At 74.4% G+C, this 16,582-nt stretch carries 13 protein-coding genes, 1 tRNA gene and 1 pseudogene; 12 read left to right on the forward strand and 3 right to left on the reverse strand.

Annotation, left to right across the window (positions count from 1 at the left end; translation table 11 throughout):
• The first annotated feature begins 28 nt into the window (after nt 1–28).
• The gene (locus tag ABD284_RS21220) at nt 29–1,252 is read left to right on the forward strand and encodes a PucR family transcriptional regulator (protein WP_344146461.1); all 1,224 of its coding nucleotides are present in this window, start codon (nt 29–31) and stop codon (nt 1,250–1,252) included.
• A gap of 958 nt (nt 1,253–2,210) precedes the next feature.
• A complete protein-coding gene (locus ABD284_RS21225; RefSeq protein WP_344146664.1) occupies nt 2,211–2,999 on the forward strand; it encodes a hypothetical protein in 789 nt (262 codons plus the stop codon).
• A 155-nt stretch (nt 3,000–3,154) separates the two neighbouring features.
• Here ABD284_RS21225 and ABD284_RS21230 read toward each other — a convergent pair whose 3' ends face one another.
• Nucleotides 3,155–3,856, reverse strand: a complete 702-nt coding sequence (locus ABD284_RS21230; protein WP_344146464.1) for a GntR family transcriptional regulator — start codon at nt 3,854–3,856, stop codon at nt 3,155–3,157.
• Between the two features lie 256 nt (nt 3,857–4,112).
• Here ABD284_RS21230 and ABD284_RS21235 point away from each other — a divergent pair, with 256 nt between their 5' ends.
• From ABD284_RS21235 to ABD284_RS21255, 5 genes and pseudogenes are all read left to right on the forward strand, one after another.
• Nucleotides 4,113–5,360 (forward strand): NRAMP family divalent metal transporter, encoded by a 1,248-nt coding sequence (locus ABD284_RS21235; protein WP_344146467.1) that lies wholly within the window; start codon nt 4,113–4,115, stop codon nt 5,358–5,360.
• 148 nt (nt 5,361–5,508) lie between these two features.
• The gene (locus ABD284_RS21240) at nt 5,509–6,291 is read left to right on the forward strand and encodes a LamB/YcsF family protein (protein ID WP_344146470.1); all 783 of its coding nucleotides are present in this window, start codon (nt 5,509–5,511) and stop codon (nt 6,289–6,291) included.
• Between the two features lie 97 nt (nt 6,292–6,388).
• Nucleotides 6,389–6,991, forward strand: a pseudogene (locus ABD284_RS21245) (5-oxoprolinase subunit B family protein); the annotation flags it as partial.
• A 136-nt stretch (nt 6,992–7,127) separates the two neighbouring features.
• Entirely contained in the window at nt 7,128–7,982 is an 855-nt protein-coding gene (locus ABD284_RS21250) for a 5-oxoprolinase subunit C family protein (RefSeq protein ID WP_344146473.1), read from the forward strand.
• Nucleotides 7,983–8,108: 126 nt separating this feature from the next.
• Entirely contained in the window at nt 8,109–8,933 is an 825-nt protein-coding gene (locus ABD284_RS21255) for a putative hydro-lyase (RefSeq protein ID WP_344146476.1), read from the forward strand.
• 53 nt (nt 8,934–8,986) lie between these two features.
• Here ABD284_RS21255 and ABD284_RS21260 read toward each other — a convergent pair whose 3' ends face one another.
• Complete coding sequence (locus ABD284_RS21260) at nt 8,987–11,026, reverse strand: DUF7800 domain-containing protein (protein WP_344146478.1); 2,040 nt, start codon at nt 11,024–11,026, stop codon at nt 8,987–8,989.
• Nucleotides 11,027–11,185: 159 nt separating this feature from the next.
• Between ABD284_RS21260 and ABD284_RS21265 the strand changes: the two genes are divergently transcribed.
• The 5 genes from ABD284_RS21265 (at nt 11,186) to ABD284_RS21285 (ending at nt 13,767) form a co-directional block, all read left to right on the forward strand.
• Nucleotides 11,186–11,599 carry a YjbQ family protein gene (locus ABD284_RS21265; RefSeq protein WP_344146480.1) on the forward strand — a complete coding sequence of 138 codons (414 nt, stop codon included), beginning with the start codon at nt 11,186–11,188 and terminating at the stop codon, nt 11,597–11,599.
• 182 nt (nt 11,600–11,781) lie between these two features.
• A complete protein-coding gene (locus tag ABD284_RS21270; RefSeq protein WP_344146482.1) occupies nt 11,782–12,213 on the forward strand; it encodes a DUF3052 domain-containing protein in 432 nt (143 codons plus the stop codon).
• A 127-nt stretch (nt 12,214–12,340) separates the two neighbouring features.
• The gene (locus ABD284_RS21275) at nt 12,341–12,802 is read left to right on the forward strand and encodes a peroxiredoxin (RefSeq protein ID WP_344146485.1); all 462 of its coding nucleotides are present in this window, start codon (nt 12,341–12,343) and stop codon (nt 12,800–12,802) included.
• Nucleotides 12,803–12,877: 75 nt separating this feature from the next.
• Nucleotides 12,878–12,950: transfer RNA gene (locus ABD284_RS21280), tRNA-Val, on the forward strand.
• A gap of 310 nt (nt 12,951–13,260) precedes the next feature.
• The gene (locus ABD284_RS21285; RefSeq protein ID WP_344146487.1) at nt 13,261–13,767 is read left to right on the forward strand and encodes a MarR family winged helix-turn-helix transcriptional regulator; all 507 of its coding nucleotides are present in this window, start codon (nt 13,261–13,263) and stop codon (nt 13,765–13,767) included.
• A gap of 187 nt (nt 13,768–13,954) precedes the next feature.
• Here the strand turns inward: ABD284_RS21285 and ABD284_RS21290 are convergent, their stop codons facing one another.
• Nucleotides 13,955–16,129 carry a rhamnogalacturonan lyase family protein gene (locus tag ABD284_RS21290; protein ID WP_386699657.1) on the reverse strand — a complete coding sequence of 725 codons (2,175 nt, stop codon included), beginning with the start codon at nt 16,127–16,129 and terminating at the stop codon, nt 13,955–13,957.
• Nucleotides 16,130–16,582: the final 453 nt, after the last annotated feature.

Consider the following 16,582-nt stretch of genomic DNA (forward strand, 5'->3'; position numbering starts at 1 on the left):
GCACCCCCGTCGATGCCACTCTAGGAGCGTGAGCACGGATTCCACCGATCGAGCGGACGAGCAGGCGCCGGGCGACGACGACGCCGTCCGCGCCGCAACCGTCCAGCGGCTGGAGCGCGCGATGGGCACGCTGGGCACCGCCGCGGTCGCGCGCATGGAGAGCCGGCTGTCCTGGTTCCGGCGGATGTCGGCCGAGGACCGCTCGTGGGTGGGGCTGGTCGCCCAGTCGGGTGTGGCCGCCTTCGTCGAGTGGTTCAAGAACCCGGCGCGCGGCAAGCCCGCCATCACCGTCGAGGTGTTCGGCACCGCACCCCGCGAGCTGACGCGCTCGGTCACCCTCCAGCAGACGGTCGACATGATCCGCGTCGTGATCGACGTGGTGGAGAACCAGGTCGACGAGCTGGCGGCGCCCGGGGGTGAGCAGCAGCTGCGCGAGGCGGTGCTGCACTACACGCGCGAGGTCGCCTTCAGCTCCGCCAAGGTCTACGCACGCGCCGCCGAGGCGCGCGGAGCCTGGGACGCCCGGCTTGAGGCGCTGGTGGTCGACGCGCTGCTGCACGGCGACCGCGAGGAGGGGCTGGAGACCTGGGGCGCGGCGCTGGGCTGGTCGCGCACCCCGGTGCTGGCGCTCGCGGGCAGCCTGGGCGAAGCCGACTCGGAGAGCACACTGGAGGACCTGCGGTCGGCGGCCCGCCGGGCCGGGCACGACGTCCTGGCGGGTGTGCAGGGCGAACGCGTCATCGCCGTCATCGGCATCAGCGAGAAGCTCGGCGGCGACTCGGCGGTGCTCGCCGCGGCCGAGCCGCTGGCGGGGCTGTTCGGACCCGGCCCCGTGGTGGTCGGGCCGGCGGTCGGCGACCTGCGCGTGGCCAACCACTCGGTGCGCGCGGCGGTCAACGGGCTGCGCGCCGCCGTGGCCTGGCCGGACGCCCCCCGGCCCGTGCGCGCCGAGGACCTGCTGCCCGAGCGCGCCCTGGAGGGCGACACCGCCGCACGCCGGCAGCTGGTGGAGGAGGTCTACCGGCCGCTGCGCAACGCGGGCTCGCCGCTGCTGGACACCCTGTCGGTCTACCTGGAGCACGCCTCGTCGCTGGAGTCGACGGCGCGGATGCTGTTCGTGCACCCCAACACGGTGCGCTACCGGCTGAGCCGCATCGCCGAGCTGACCGGCCACGTGCCCGCAGACGGGCGGGGGTCGTTCGTGCTGCGCATCGCCATCACCCTGGGCCGGATCTCCGAACGGGAGCCGTAGCCGCGCCCGCGCCCGCCGCCCGCCGTCCCGGACACGGCGAAGGGCGGCCGAGAAGCCGTAGGCGCCATGGCCCCGTCGACGGCCCGTCCTTCCCGTCGCGTCCTGCACCCGCGCGTTCACCGCCGGTCGCACCGACGAGCCGGCGGTGATTAGGAGGACGGCGGGCTTCTCGTCCCGCTGCGGGCCGAGATGCGGACGGGCGACCGGCACGTCTGCACCGTCGGCGGCACACTGCCGGTCGTCGACCGGGCCGTCGGCGGCGCCGGGGGAGACGGCACGACGGCACTCCCGTCGTCCGGTGCGCATCGATAGCAGCGGCGCCGGCGGCCGCCGGCGCTCCGTGGTGGACCACCCCTCCGGCACCGCGGCGACGGCCACAGGCGTGGCGTAGGCGTTTCGGGCGGTGTGCCCGGACGATTCCGCATCGTTTCGGATATCGGAGATTGATCCACCGCATCTCGGGCAGGAATCGGGGCGATCGTCGTTACAGAGGGACGTTCTTCCCGACCGACCTCGTCATCGCCGTAGAACCGCTTTCAGCCGCCGGCCGGACGCCGGCCCGCGGGCGTGCTCCCGCGGCCCTTCCCCCGCGTCCTGAACGGGGGAGTTCCCGCACCATTCGGGAGCTCGACCCCCGAAAAACGGATAGTGTAACCGGCGGGTGGTTGGCGATGATCCGTCCAGGGTCGAGGCGGCCTGCCCCGGCTTCGGGGCGGGGGGTGGCGGGTCGCGGCCGGGAGACCGTTACAACGCGGCGTCTCGGACCGGAACGACAGCGGTTAGCGCCACACAGGCCGTGACGCGCGGCGTCTCCGGAACCGGGGCTGCGAGTGACGGGTGTCCCACTCGCACAGCGCAGCACGAGTTTGGGGGTGGCACAGCAGTGATCATCGGTCGCGTCGGGAAGAAGCTGAGCAAGGTGGCGGCGGCACTGAGACGTCCGACCGAGTCAGGCCAGATGCTGCGCCAGGTACTGTTCTTCATCCCCGCGCCGCTGCCCGTCCTCGGCATCGTCGCACTCCTGGTGGGCGGCAGCCTCTCGGCGCCCGGCTGGACCATTCTGCTCGCCGGCTCCGTCGGCGTGGCGTCCCTGCTGCTGGCCCTGATGGTCCAGCCGACCCCGCTGCCCGAAGGGCTCTCGGCCGAGGCGTCGGTGCGCCGGTCGATGCACCGCTTCCGCCAGATCACCAACCTGCGCATCGGCCTGGCGCTCACTCCGGTGGCGGTGGGCGCCGCGGCCGCTGTCGTGGGCGGCGGCCTGTTCCCGCTGTTCGCCGCGCTCGCGCTGGCGTGGCCGCAGCTCCTGCTGGCGTCGCCGACCTTCTTCACCATCACCCGTGCGCGCCGCGCCATGGAGGCCTGGGGCACCCGGGCCTACCTGTGGGCCGCGCTGGCGCAGCCGGCCCCGGTCGAATGGCCGCTCGCCACGCCGCTGGCCGCGCGCTACCGCGAATGGCAGCGGCAGCGCGAAGGCGGCCGGGCACCGGCGGGCACCGGGACCGAGAGCGCCGAGACCGCGGCCGAGACCGGGCACGCGGAGCAGGAGGCGCCCTCCGCGGGAGCGGAACCCGAGCACTCGGAGGCGGCCGGCGAGCAGCGGCCCGCCGAGTCGGGCGACATCGTTCCCGGTTTCCCCGGATCCGGCGCCGCGACCGGCCCGCGGCCGGTGCCGCGCCAGCCGCGGCCCCCTCGGCGCAAGAGCCAGCCCCAGCGCCCGGGCGGCAGCCGCCCCAAGGCCAAGAACTGAGGCTTCGGCCCCTCGCCGAGGCTTCGTGACGACCGCACCCGGCGCCGCGCGCCGACGGACCCGCCCGTCAGGGCGGTGTGCCGCCGGCGCGCGGCGCTTTCGTGTGCACGGGTGCCGGGGCGTGCGCGCGCTGTGCCCCGCGGCCGGGGCGGCGTTCAGACGCGCGGTGGAGCGGTGAAGGCGCGCACGAGCTGGTTCTCGGCGATGTCGAAGTAGCCCGCGAGCTCCTCGGCGGCGGTGTCGAACGAGCCCGCGGCCAGCAGCTCGTAGATCGCGCGGTTGCGGTCCAGGTAGGGGGCGTAGAAGTCGCGCGGCGCCGCCATCACGTGGAAGGCCAGGCGCAGTTCGGCGAGCAGCTGGCGCATCGTCTCGTCCACGCGCGGGCTGCCCAGCAGGCCGCCGATCGCGCGGTGGTAGGCCATGTTCGCGGTGCCGATGCCCTCCCAGTCGCCCTGCGCGCGCGCCCCCTCGCCCTGCTCGACCGCGGCGCCCACGGTGCCGACCGCCTCGGCGGGTGCCTGCGGACCCGAGCGGACGGCCGCCAGCTCCAGTGCCCGGCGCATCCGGAACATGTCGACCACGTCCTCGGCGCCGGGCTTGGCGACGAACACGCCGCGGTTGAACTCGTGGACGAGCAGCCGTTCGTGGCCCAGCAGCCGGAACGCCTCGCGCAGGGTGTTGCGCGAGACCCGGAACTTGCGGCCCAGACGCTCCTCCGACAGCCGCGCGCCCGGCGCCAGGGCGCCGTTGATGATGTGGCCGCGCAGCAGGTCGGCGACGCGCTCGGCGGTACTGGAGCGCTCCAGATCGTCCCCGGCGTCGGGAAGATCGTCGATCCAGTCGCCGGTGGCGGTCACGCGCGCTCCCTCTCCTACTGCGTCGGGTCCCGGCTTCATTCTCCCCGATGGGCGCGAGCGCCCGCACACCCGCCCGCACGCCCGCCGCCGCGAGCGGAGCGGCAGCGGGGGAATGCATGCGTTACACGCCGTGACCCGGCCGGAAACCTGGCAGAAATTGGAGTATTGAAGTATTGTTCAACAATCCCTGTGATGGGCGTCTCACGCAGCGGTGAGCGCCTCACCGCTTCGGCATCCACCCCCCAGGAGGGACCGCATGAGTGAAACCCCCGAGGTCGCCCCCAAACCGCCGCGCACGCGGCGCGTACTGCTGAACAGCGGTCTGCTCGGCGCGATGTTCCTGATGGCCACCAGCGCCATCGGGCCCGGCTTCATCACCCAGACCACCGAGTTCACCGCCCGCCTGGGCGCCGCGTTCGCGTTCGCGATCCTGGTCTCGGTCCTGGTCGACATCGCCGTGCAGCTCAACATCTGGCGTGTCATCGGCGTGGCCGAGACCCGAGCCCAGGACCTGGCCAACAAGGTGCTGCCGGGCGCCGGCTACGTACTGGCCGCGCTCGTGGTCTTCGGCGGCATCGTCTTCAACGTCGGCAACATCGCCGGCACCGCTCTGGGCCTGGACGCCCTGGCCGGCATCGACATGAAGCTCGGGGGCGCGCTCTCGGCCGCCGTCGCCGTCGCGCTGTTCGTGCTGCGCGGTGCGGGAGTGGCCCTGGACCGCATCCTGGTGGCCCTGGGCGTGCTGATGATCGGCCTGACGCTCTACGTCACCTTCGTATCCCAACCCCCGGTCGGCGACGCGCTACGCCATGCGGTGCTGCCCGGCCGGGTCACCGACGACCTGTTCCTGGCCACCGTCACCCTCATCGGCGGCACCGTGGGCGGCTACATCACCTACGCGGGCGCCCACCGCCTCGTCGACAACGGCCTGGGCGGCATCCGCAACGTCGGCGCCGTCACCCAGACCTCCATCGTGGGCATCATCGTCACCGGCGTCATGCGGGTGCTGCTGTTCCTCGCGGTGCTGGGCGTGGTCACCGGCGGCGCGGCCATCCTCGACTCGCCCAACGCGCCGGCCGCCGCCTTCGCCGCCGCCGCGGGCGAGACCGGGCGCCGGCTGTTCGGGCTGATCATGTGGGCCGCGGCGATCAGCTCCGTCATCGGCGCCTCCTATACCTCCGTCTCGTTCATCTCGACGTTCTCGGCCGGGATGGCCCGCAACCGCAACTGGCTCGTCGCCGCGTTCATCGCGCTGTGCACCGTGCTGTTCCTGGGGCTGGGCCAGGCGCCGGCGACCCTGCTCATCCTGGCGGGCGCCCTCAACGGGCTGATCCTGCCGGTGGGACTGGGCATCATGCTCTGGGTGGCCGCGCGCCGCCGGGCGGACCTGCTGCACGGCTACCGCTACCCGGCCTGGCTGCTGGGCCTCGGCGTCCTGGCCTGGCTGGTGACCGTCTACATCGCGGCCAACGCGCTGGGCGGCATCGCCGACCTGTGGCAGTAGGGGCTTCGGGCGCACCGTGCGCCCCGCCGCCGGGCCGCCGACGGATCGGCGGGCCGGCGGGCCGCGGGGGAGCAGGGAAGGCCGGGGGCACCGGGACGGCGGCAGGCAGCGCCGCCGCACGGCAATCGAGAGGAACGGGGACCAGACGATGCGCATCGACCTCAACTCGGACCTGGGAGAGAGCTTCGGCAACTGGCGGCTGGGCGACGACGGCGCGCTGCTGTCCGTCGTCACCAGCGCCAACGTGGCGTGCGGGTTCCACGCCGGAGATCCCACGGTGCTGCGCGAGGCGTGCGCAGGCGCCGCCGAGCGGGGAGTGGCCATCGGCGCCCAGGTCGGCTACCGCGACCTCGCCGGATTCGGCCGCCGGTTCATCGACATGCCGCCGGCCGAGCTGACGAACGACGTGCTCTACCAGATCGGCGCGCTGGAGGCCATGGCGCACGCGGCCGGCGAGCGCGTCCGCTACGTCAAGCCGCACGGCGCGCTCTACAACGCCATCGTGCACCACGAGGACCAGGCGGCGGCGGTCGCCGAGGCGGTCGCGCTCTACGACCCCGGCCTGCCGGTGCTCGGCCTGCCGGGATCGGTGTGGCTGCGCCGCGCCGAGCAGGCCGGGCTGCGCACGGTCCGCGAGGCCTTCGCCGACCGCGCCTACACCCCCGAGGGCACCCTCGTCTCCCGGCGCGCGCCCGGCGCCGTCCTGCACGACGCCGAGGAGATCGCCCGGCGCTGCCTGGACATGGTGCGCGGCGAACCCGTCGCGGCGGTCGACGGGACGCCGGTGCGGATCCAGGCCGAGTCGCTGTGCGTGCACGGCGACAGCCCCGGCGCCGTCGGGATCGCCCGCGCGGTGGCCGAACGGCTGCGCGGCGCGGGCGTCGAGCTCGCACCCTTCACCGGGTCCGCAGCGCCCGCCGGGGACGCGTGATGGGGCCCGCCGCAGGGGAGCCGGCCCGATTCGCCCGGCGGCGCGCGGCCGGACGGGCGCGCGCCGCCGCACGCGCCTGCGGAGAAGGAGCAGCAGCATGCGCGTGCTGAGGTGCGCCGACTCCGGGGTGCTGGTGGAGGTCGCCGACCTCGACGAGGCGCTGGCGCTGCAGGCGGCCCTCGTCGAGGACCCGCCCCGCGGTGTCACCGACATCGTCCCCGCCGCCCGTACGGTGCTGCTGCGGATGCATCCCGACGGCGGCGACGCGGATGCGGTGGCGGAGGCGGTGGGCCGGCTGCGGCCGCGGCGGGGCGAGCGCGCCCGAGCGGGCGAGCTGGAGGTGCCCGTCCAGTACGACGGCGAGGACCTCGCCGACATCGCGGCGCTGACCGGGCTCAGCGAGCGCGACGTGGTCGCCGTCCACACCGGCGCCGAGTGGACCGTGGCCTTCTGCGGCTTCGCACCGGGGTTCGGCTACCTGGTGTGCGACGACACCCGGCTGCACGTGCCGCGCCGCGGCGAGGCGCGCGCCCGCGTGCCGCCCGGCGCCGTCGCGCTGGCAGGGGAGTTCACCGGCATCTACCCGCGTGCGTCGCCGGGCGGGTGGCGGCTCCTGGGCCGCACCGACGTGGTGACCTGGGACCTGGAGCGCGATCCGCCGGCGCTGCTGCGCCCCGGCGTGCGGGTGCGGTTCACCGAGGAGCCGCCTCCGGCGCGCCGCCGGGGCGCCGGTTCGGCCGCCGCGCCGTGTCGGACGGCCGCGCAGAACGGGGAGCAGGGCGCTCAGCAGATCAACGGGCGCAGAAGCGGGCGGAGCGAAGGGGGCGGCCGCGCCGATGCCGGCAGTTGAAGTCGTGCGCACAGGCGCCCTGAGCACCGTGCAGGACAGCGGGCGCCGCGGGCACGCGGCGCTGGGCGTGGGCGGCTCGGGGGCCGCCGACCGGACCTCCTACGCGCTGGCCAACCGGCTGCTGGCCAACCGCGAGGGCGCCGCGGCGCTCGAAGCGACCATGGGCGGCCTGGTGCTGCGGGCGCGCGGTGCCGTGACCGCCGCCGTCACCGGCGCCCCCTGCCCCGTCGAGGTCGACGGCCGCGGAGCGGCCGCCGACACCGTCCTGCACCTGCCCGACGGGGCCGAGCTGCACCTGGGGGCCCCGCCGAGCGGGCTGCGCAGCTACGTCGCGGTGCGCGGGGGATTCGACGTGGCGCCCGTTCTGGGCTCGCGCAGCACCGACACCCTGGCCGGCCTCGGTCCGCCGCCGCCGCAGGAGGGGACGGTGCTTCCGGTCGGCCCCCCGCCGCGCGACCTGCCGGCGGTCGACTGGGTGCCGGCTCGCCCGTTCCCGGAGCGGGAGCTGAGCCTGCGGGTCGTTCCGGGCCCGCGCGACGACTGGTTCGACGACGGCGCCCTGGGCGTCCTGCTCTCCTCGGCCTACGAGGTCACCTCCCGCAGCGACAGGATCGGCGCGCGCCTGTCCGGCCCGGCCCTGTCCCGGCGCGGCGGCGGCGAGCTGCCAAGCGAGGGGATGGTACCGGGGTCGCTGCAGGTGCCCCCGGAGGGGCGCCCCGTGCTGTTCCTGGCCGACCACCCTGTCACGGGCGGCTACCCGGTCATCGCGGTCGTGGTCGCCGCCGACGTCTCCCGCGCGGCCCAGGCCCGACCCGGCACCGCGCTGAGGTTCCACCGGTGAGCGCGCCGGCGCCCCGCACCGGGCCGTCGCCGTGGGCGCGGCCGCCCGGCGTTCGTCGGCCCGCCGTTCGCCGGCCCGGCGGAGGCGTCCGCCCCGCGCCCCTGAGCAGGATACGGAGGTCCTGACATGTCCGATGCCCCAGCCGACCCCGGCGCGCCCCGCGCGGCGCCCGCGCTCCCGGCGCGCCTGGCGCCCGGAGAGGCGCGCGAGCGGTTCCGCGCCGGCCTCCGCGTGCCCACCGCGGGCTACTGCGCCGGCTACGCCCAGGCGAACCTGATCGCCCTGCCGCGGGACCTCGCCCTCGACTTCCTGCTGTTCGCCCAGCGCAATCCCAAGGCGTGCCCGGTGCTGGAGGTCACCGAGCCCGGGGAGGTGTCGGCGCCGGTCTTCGCCGGCGACCTGCGCAGCGACCTGCCGGCCTACCGGGTCTACGAGCACGGCCGCCTGGTCGCCGAGACGGCCGACGCGACCGCCTACTGGCGTCCGGACCTCGTCGCGTTCCTGATCGGGTGCAGCTTCACGTTCGAGGCGCCGATGCTGGAGGCGGGCATCCCCCTGCGCCACATCGAGACCGGGCGCAACGTCGCGATGTACACCACCGACCGCCCGTGCCGCTCCGCCGGGCGGCTGGCGGGGCCGCTGGTGGTGTCGATGCGGCCGATTCCGGCAGAGCGGGTCGCCGACGCCGTGCGCATCACCGCGCGGTACCCGTCGGTGCACGGTGCGCCGGTGCACGTGGGCGATCCCGCGGGGCTGGGCGTGGCCGACCTGGACGCCCCCGATTTCGGCGATCCGGTGGAGGTCCGCCCCGGCGAGGTCCCGGTGTTCTGGGCGTGCGGGGTCACGCCGCAGGCGGCGGTGGCGGCCTCGGCGCCGGAGTTCGCCATCGCCCACGCTCCCGGGCACATGGCGATCACCGACGCCCGCGACCACGACTACCGGGTGCCCTGACGGCCCGGGGCGCCGGCGGCCGCGCGGACCGGCGCGGTCGGGCCCCGCGGGCGTCAGGGCGTGAGTACGTGGTGCGCCAGTTCGCGCACGTCGGGACGCGGGGACTCGTTGGGGGTGAGCCGCTTGACGGTGCGCCTGGCCACCGGCGAGTGCGACCACACCACCTCGGCGCTGCGGCCGTCCAGCACCAGGGCGGCCAGGGAGTTGTCGTACCAGGGGCCGCCCTCGATGCGCCAGTGCAGCGGGGATCGGGGCACTCCCGCGGCGCGGGCCATCAGCGAGCCGATCGCGGCGACGATTCCGCGGACGCTCAGCCAGGTCATCTCGCGCAGCGCCGCCGGCATCCGGTTGCACGTGGGCGAGCACACGAGCTGGGCGATGCGGGTGCCGCCGCCGGCCGGATCGGCGGCCGCGCCGGCGGCCCGGGCGCGCGCCAGGTAGGAGAAGTGCACGTCGCCGCCGAGGAACAGCACGCTGGCGGGCGGCGCGCCGCGCTCGCCCGCGGCCACCCGCAGCACGGTGTCGGCGACCGACCGGAACGAGGACTGGAAGGCCGCCCAGTGCTCCAGGTCGATCTCCTGGCGCACCTTCTCGGCGGGACGGCGCATGGCTTGGCCCCAGGCGCCGGCGCACACGGCCTCGTTCCAGGATTCGAGGTGGTGGACGCCCGCCGGCAGCAGGAACGGCAGGGTGCTGGCGACGACGAGGTGGTCCACGTCGCCGGTGAGCTGCTCGTCCAGCCACGCGGCGCCGACGGGGTCGAGCATGCTGCGCCGGGTGTCGTCGTCGACGACGCGGCCGCACCGGGTGTCGACCATCAGCAGGCGGTCGCGGCCGATGTCGAAGCGGAAGCTCCACCGGTAGCTGTCGGCTTCCTGGTGGGACCGCCAGGCGAAGGCGTCGACGACGGGGGCCGCGTCGGAGGTCCCGGCGGCGGCCTTCTCCGCGGGCCCGGGGGCGTCGGCGGCGGCCGGGGCGTCCCCCTCCGCGGCGGGGAAGGGGGCACCGGCCGGTTGCGCGGGACCGCCGCCGGAGGCCGGGGCCTCGCGGCGGAGGGCGCCGGTGCCCTCGGCGTCGGCGTCCGCGGCGGCGCCGTGCGCGGCCGTACCGGCGGGAGCGCGTCCGGCCTCCGCCGCGGCGGGGGAGGGGCCGGATGCGGGGCCGGCCGACGCAGACGCGCGGAGGACCTCGGCGAAGACCGGGTCGGCCGCGCGCTCGTCCGGCGCGAGGTTGCCCAGGTGCTGATAGATCCAGTAGGCGCCGAGCCCGGCCGTGATGCGCGGCCGCCACCACGGGTTCTGCTCCATCTGGCGCCGCCAGGTGCCCGACGTGTTCCAGTCGTCGCGGATGTCGTGGTCGTCGAACAGCATCAGCGTGGGAACCGTCGACAGCAGCCACCGGATGTCGGGGTCCGACCAGGACTGGCGGTACAGCTCGGCGTACTCGTCGAAGGAGACCACCTCGTCGGGGGGCCGGGAGCCGGCCGCCCCCTGCCCCCGCGCGCGGGCGTGCGCCCGGCGGCGCGCGAGGTAGTCGGTCATGCCCGGCTGGAGCTCGTCGGCGTAGACCTGGTCGCCGATGAGCAGCAGCAGCGAGGGCTCGTTCTCGCCGCCCTCCGGGAGGGCTGCCGCGGCCCCGGCGCCGGACCCGCTCTGTGCGGAGCCGTCCGCCCTCGGGGCGCCGCTGCGCGCGGCCGCCAGCCGCAGTGCGTAGGCGCGCAGCATGTCGACGCCGTAGCGCAGGACGCTGGCGCGGGAGTGCTCGGTGGGGGTGTGGCAGGAGCCGAAGAGCACGCGGGCGGGAGCGGCGGCGTCGAGGGTGTGCACCACGCTCGGCGGGCGGCCGGCGCCCTGCTGCGGCCAGGCGGTCTCGCCGTCCAGCCGCACCTCGTACGGCAGCGCCGCACCGGGCGGCAGGCCGCGCAGGTCGCAGAGCGCGTAGTGGTGCCCGTGCACGGTGAACGTCCCGGAGCGGGCCGTGTACCCGCCGGCGGTGACGGCGACCTCGCACGGCGCCTCGGTCTCCACCCAGATGGTCGCCGTCGTCTCCGTCACGTGCCGCAGCAGCGGGCCGAGGCGCAGGCCGTTGCCCACACGCCCCCCTTCCCTGGATGTCGGTCGGCGGTATCCGAACGGCAACGGGCCGCCCGGATCTTGTGCATCCGAGTATGGCCGCCGGAGGCCCCGGCGGCCACCGTCGATCCGGTCCCTGTGGAGGTTGCAGGGGGCGCCTCACTGGGTACGCGTTGCCGCATGCGGACAAAACTTCTCGACCTGCGCACCGGAGGGTCCGAGAGCATCACCGACATCACGGGCCTGTGCAGGGACTTCGTGGCCGAGACCGGCGGGGACGGCCTTCTGAACGTCTTCGTGCCGCACGCCACGGCCGGCGTGGGCATCATGGAGCTCGGTGCCGGCTCCGACGACGACCTGCTCGCGCTGCTCGGCGACCTGCTGCCCAAGGACGACCGGTGGCGGCACCGCCACGGCTCCTACGGCCACGGCCGCGACCACGTGCTCCCCGCGCTCATTCCGCCCCAGGCCACGGTACCCGTGGTCGGCGGCCGCCTTGAGCTGGGAACCTGGCAGTCCATCGCGTTCGTCGACACCAATATCGACAATCCGACCAGGCAAGTCCGCCTCTCGTTCTTGACGGGCGCCGGATAGCGGACAGGATGGTAAGTGCAGTACACCTCAGGGCGCAGGCGCGTTGACGGATCAGGTCCCCAGCGTGTGAACTTAGCCCTCAACAGCGGGGTCGCCCCGGTGATACGGGACCGCGCACGGTCGGCCCGCCGGAACATCTGCGGGATCGGCGCGAAGAGCAGAACTTGTGGAGGAGGACTTTCGTGAGCGCGACCGCGGGCCAGGCACAAAGCGAACGTGGCCTGGCCGACCGACTCGGATTCAAACCGGGTCAGGTGGTGCAGGAATTCTTGTTCGACGACGACGTGGACGAGGAGCTGCGCGCCTCGATCGCCGAGCGAACCGGCGAGGAGCTGGTCGACGAGGATTACGACGGCGTCGTCGACGCCGCGCTGCTGTGGTGGCGGAGCGACGAGGAGGACGACCTCACCGATGTCCTGGTCGACGTTCTCGGCGCGGTGGAGGGCGGGGGCATCATCCTCGTGCTGACCCCCAAGCCCGGGCGCGAGGGGCACGTCGCGCCGAGCGAGGTCGCCGAGGCGTCCACCACGGCCGGACTGTCGCAGACCAGCGCGGTGAGCGCCGGCGCGAACTGGTCGGGGACACGCCTCGTCGCGCCGAAGGTGCAGCGCTGAGCGGCTCCCGTTCCCGGCCGGGACGGCGTCTGCGGAGCGGATTGCCATAGGGTGACCCGCGGGTGTGCCGTCCGTCGGCATCGGCGGGCGGCACTCGCCCCGTGTCAGCACGTTCGCAGGAGGGCCCATGTCGATCGAGCCGGGCGAGGCCGCGCCGCACTTCGAGCTGTCGGACCAGCACGGCCAGACCGTGCGCCTCGCCGACTTCGCCGACCGCAGGAACGTCGTGCTGGTCTTCTACCCCCTGGCGTTCTCCGGAGTGTGCCGGGGCGAGCTGACCGCGCTGCGCGAGGCGTCCGGCGACCTGGTCAACGACCGGGTGCAGCTGCTGACGGTCTCGGTCGACTCCATGTTCGCCCACCGGGCCTGGGCCGACCGGGAGGGCCTGGAGTTCCCGCTGCTGTCGGACTTCTGGCCGCACGGCGGCACCGCGCGGGCCTACGGCGTCTTCGACGAGACCCGCGGAGTGGCGCTGCGCGCGACCTTCGTCATCGACAAGTCCGGCGCCGTCCGATGGAAGGTCGTCAACCCGATCTCCGAGCCGCGCGACGTCGACGACTACCGCAAGGCGCTCGCCGACCTCGCCTGACCGCGGCCCGCAACCGGCCCCGCCGCCCCGCGGAGCCGGTACGATTTCCCTGTCACCGGATCGGCACCGCAATCCGGGCGTGTAGCTCAGTTGGCAGAGCCCCCGCCTTACAAGCGGGTGGTCGGAGGTTCGAGTCCTCTCGCGCCCACCCTTCCTGAACATGGAAAACGCCCCCGGCCTGCGGTTACAGGCCAGGAGGCTTAGTCATGCGTCGGTGGCTGTCGGTGGTCGGACCGGGGCGTCGGTGAGGATCTGCGGCCAATACACGGCCACGTCGGTGGGGCGTCGCTAGCCGCCGTGGCGTCGGTACGCCTCTTCGATCTGTTTCTTGGCGCGCTCCTCCTCTCCCACAAGGCACGTGGCGTCGGGACGCACGCCCTGGGTGCCGCCGGTGTATCGGTCTGCATCGATGGTGCATCGAATATGCTGGGCACCGCCGCCTCCGCGCCGATCGGCCGGTGCCGGCGGCGAAGAGTACGAGGAGGCCGGTCATCACCGCTGAGCAGGGTCCCCGGACCACTCCGCCCGCTGCGCCGGCGGAGCTGTCGGCGACCGGTGCGCTGTGGACGCGCCTGGTCGCTTTGCACAGCCGGGTCGACGCACTCGTGGAGCGCGCCCTGCACCGCGGGTTCGGCATCGGGCTCTCGGAGTTCCTCGCGCTCTCGGCGTGCGCGGGCGCCCCCGACGGCGAGATGCGCATGCAGGACCTCACCGACGCCGTCAACCTCAACCAGAGCTCGGTCAGCCGCATGGTGACCCGCCTGGAGCGCACCGGCCTGACCGAGCGCCGCAACTGCGAGCACGACCGGCGCGGGGTCTACACCGGGATCACCGAGCACGGCATGGACGTGTTCCGCCGGGCCGTGCCGGTCTACGAGTCCGTCCTCGCCGAGGCCCTCGACCTCAGTGCCGCCGACCCCGAGCTGGCCGGCCTCGTGGAGCACCTGGGCGCCCTGCGGACCTGAGAGGCCTGAGGCCTCCGCCGCCGCTGCCCGTTCCGCCCTACGGCCGGTCCCTCGCGCGCCGACCGGCCCCTCGCCTTGCTGCGGCCTCCTTTGCCGAGGCACGGCTTTCGGCCTTCCGCCGGGCACGAGCGCGGCGCGGCCCGCCGGCACCGGTGCCGGCGGGCCGCGCGCTTCCGCGAAGGGCGGGTCAGGGGGTGTGGACGTCGGGCAGGGGAGCCGCGTCCATGCCGTCGCCGAGGAAGAAGCTCGGGTGCGGCGGCTGGTTGTAGGCGGTGTTCTGCCAGGCCACGGCCACCCGGTACTGGGTGTCGTGCATCAGCGTGGGCATCCGGACGTTCGTCGGGTGCGGCGTGGAGTAGATGCGCAGGGCGCTGCTGTCCTCGGTGCGCCAGACCACCTCCTCGCGCCAGTCACCGAGGATGTCGCCGCTCAGCGCCGGAGTGGCCTTCGTCCCGTTGTTGGAGGCCACGTTCTCGCCGGTCAGCAGGCGCTCGTCGCCGTCGGGGCCGTAGGAGTCGATGTGCGTGCCGTCGAGCAGTTCGCGCACCGGATCGCCGTCCCACCAGGCCGCGAAGTTCGCCGAGGACGGCGTGCGGCCGACGTTGTTCCCCCGGCCGTCGAACAGGCCGCTGATCCCGCCGCCGGTCGCCCAGAACTCCGCGCCGGGGTTGCCGGCCCACACGTCGGCGGCCACGCCGCGTCCGGGGCCCTCCTGGCCGTCGGCCGTGGGTTTGCGCCACAGGGTCTCGCCGGTCGCGGCGTCGTTCAGGTGGGCGCCCGCCTCGCCTCCGGTGCGCTCCTGGATGTCGAACACCTCCAGTCCGCCGCGCTCGGGCAGGAAGTCGCCCACGTGCAGGGCGTCGCCGTGGCCGTAGCCGGTGTTCCACAGGCCGCTGCCGTCGTCGTCCACGGCCATCGCGCCGTAGACCACCTCGTCGCGGCCGTCGCCGTCGGCGTCGGCAATGCTCAGCTGGTGGTTGCCCTGGCCCGCCCAGGCGGAGCCGGCTTCGTCGCTGTCGAAGGTCCAGCGCTCGGTGAGCCTGCCGTCGCGCCAGTCCCAGGCGACGATCACCGAGCGGGTGTAGTAGCCGCGCGCCATGATCAGGCTCGGCCGCTCGCCGTCGAGGTAGGCCACTCCGGCCAGGAACCGGTCGACCCGGTTGCCGTAGTCGTCGCCCCAGTCCGCCACGTTGCCGCGCGGGGGGAGGTAGTCGACGGTGCTCAGCTCGGCGCCATCGGCGCCCTCGAAGACCGTGAGGTACTCCGGCCCCGAGAGGATGTAGCCGCCGCTGTTGCGGTGGTCGGCGTCCGCGTCGCCGATGGCCTCGCCCCGGCCGTCGACGGTGCCGTCGGCGGTCTTCATGGCGACCTCGGCCGCGCCGTCGCCGTCCAGGTCGTAGACCGCGAACTGGGTGTAGTGGGCGCCGGCGCGGATGTTGCGGCCCAGGTCGATGCGCCACAGGCGGGTGCCGTCGAGTTCGTAGGCGTCGACGATGGTGTTGCCCGTGTAGCCGGACTGGGAGTTGTCCTTGGCGTTGTCGGGCTGCCACTTGAGCACGATCTCGTAGGCGCCGTCGCCGTCGAGGTCGCCGACACTGGCGTCGTTGGCCGAGTAGCTGTAGGAGCCGTCGGGGGTGCTGCCGCCCGCTGGCCGCTGCAGCGGGACGTCCAGATAGCCCCGGCCGAACCGCAGAGCCGAGCGCGAAGCCTCCTGCTCCCGGCCGTCGACGACGGGCCGTACGGTGTACTCCGCGCCGGAGGGGGCCGGGGAGTCCAGGTAGGAGGTCGCGCCGGTGAGGGGCTCGGAGTTCACCCGGGTGCCGCCGCGGTAGACGTTGAAGGCGACGCCGCCGGGGTCGGTCGCCAGCATCCGCCAGCCCACCAGGTTGCCGTCGCCGCTGCGCACACTGACCGGGCCGCGGTCGAGGGCCTCGACCTGGCGGCCCGAGGCGTCGTCGTCGCCGTCCCCGCCGCCGTCATCTCCGCCGCCGTCGTCCCCGCCGCCGGTGGAGCCGTCGCAGACCGTGCCGTTGAGGGTGAAGGCCCTGGGAGCGTCGTTGGTTCCGCTGTGGGTGGCCTGGAAGCCGAACTCGACGGTGCCGCCGGTGGCGATCGCTGCGTTGTATGCGGCGTTGTCCACGCGCACACTCGACCCCGACTGGGTGGCCTCGCCGTTCCAGGACCCGGTGACGGCCTGGCCGTCGGCGAACTCCCATTCCAGCGTCCAGCCGTCGATCGGGTCGCCGAGGTTGGTGATCGCCACCTGGGCCGTGAAGCCGTTGTTCCACTGGTTGACGGTGTAGTCGACGCTGCAGCCGGCCGCCGCGCTCGCCGGCGGGGCCGCCAGGAGGGCCGCGCCCATGGCCCACGCGGCCGCCGCCGCGGCGGCCGCGTGCAGCCGGGTTCTGCCCCGGCCGCGGGTCGGGGGAATTCCGTCTGTCATCCGAGTGCTCCTCGCTCCCCGAGCGCCGCCGCACGGAGAAGCACGGAGGCGGGCTCCGCCTGCCGCGGACCGGCGCTGGGGATCGGTGGGGGATGGGGCTTGATCGGTCGTCGGTCCGGATTCCCGGGTGCGGTCTCGAAGCGGGTGGTGGTGCGAGGGCGTTCGGCGAAACCTCCCCGGCCACGGGAATCCTGGCCGCTCCGTTTACAGTTGAAAGCGCTTTCAATTGCCTCTGGGCGAACGAACATAACACGGTCGGGAGAAGTCGGGAAGGGATTCGATAAAATCGATTCAAGATCCCTTTGCCGATCGCGCCCCGCGCCCCGCGCCCCGCGCCCCGCGCCCCGCGCGCCGCTCGGTGCGGCGGTGCGC

Source organism: Streptomonospora arabica, assembly GCF_039531585.1.
Lineage (GTDB): Bacteria > Actinomycetota > Actinomycetes > Streptosporangiales > Streptosporangiaceae > Streptomonospora > Streptomonospora halophila.

Bases quoted from the DNA above. Each gene is read 5' to 3' on its own strand.
- ABD284_RS21225 (WP_344146664.1), top strand. From the start codon at position 2,211: ATGCTGCGCCAGGTACTGTTCTTCATCCCCGCGCCGCTGCCCGTCCTC.
- ABD284_RS21235 (WP_344146467.1), top strand. From the start codon at position 4,113: ATGAGTGAAACCCCCGAGGTCGCCCCCAAACCGCCGCGCACGCGGCGC.
- ABD284_RS21240 (WP_344146470.1), top strand. From the start codon at position 5,509: ATGCGCATCGACCTCAACTCGGACCTGGGAGAGAGCTTCGGCAACTGG.
- ABD284_RS21250 (WP_344146473.1), top strand. From the start codon at position 7,128: ATGCCGGCAGTTGAAGTCGTGCGCACAGGCGCCCTGAGCACCGTGCAG.
- ABD284_RS21255 (WP_344146476.1), top strand. From the start codon at position 8,109: ATGTCCGATGCCCCAGCCGACCCCGGCGCGCCCCGCGCGGCGCCCGCG.
- ABD284_RS21265 (WP_344146480.1), top strand. From the start codon at position 11,186: ATGCGGACAAAACTTCTCGACCTGCGCACCGGAGGGTCCGAGAGCATC.
- ABD284_RS21275 (WP_344146485.1), top strand. From the start codon at position 12,341: ATGTCGATCGAGCCGGGCGAGGCCGCGCCGCACTTCGAGCTGTCGGAC.
- ABD284_RS21290 (WP_386699657.1), bottom strand. From the start codon at position 16,129: ATGGGCGCGGCCCTCCTGGCGGCCCCGCCGGCGAGCGCGGCGGCCGGC.